The sequence below is a fragment of the Psychrobacter sp. TB20-MNA-CIBAN-0197 genome (genome assembly GCF_040309765.1).
Lineage (GTDB): Bacteria > Pseudomonadota > Gammaproteobacteria > Pseudomonadales > Moraxellaceae > Psychrobacter > Psychrobacter submarinus.
This window is the reverse complement of sequence record NZ_JBEOPC010000987.1, coordinates 1-255: the sequence shown is the minus strand read 5'-3', so window position 1 is coordinate 255 and position 255 is coordinate 1. Positions and strand designations below refer to the sequence as shown.

The following is a 255-nucleotide window of genomic DNA, read 5'->3' as shown; positions in this document are numbered from 1 at the left end:
CTTGAAACATTTGCCTGTAGACTTCCTGAAGATCGACGGGAGTTTCGTAAAGGATATGCTGGACGACCCGATTAATCGGGCAATGGTCGAAGTGATCAATCACATCGGCCATGTTATGGGTAAGCAGACAATTGCCGAGTTTGTTGAAACTAACCAGATCGAACAGGCATTGCTTGAAATAGGTGTGGATTACGCTCAGGGGTATGTCATCGAGCGTCCGCAGTTGTTTACCTGTGACAGTTTGCAAAGTCGTCC

At 47.1% G+C, this 255-nt stretch carries 1 protein-coding gene; it reads left to right on the top strand.

The window, feature by feature from the left end; translation table 11 throughout:
• Window positions 1-55 precede the first annotated feature (55 nt).
• On the top strand, window positions 56-255 hold a 200-nt coding region (locus AAEY83_RS16840; protein WP_351060937.1), incomplete at its 3' end, for an EAL domain-containing protein.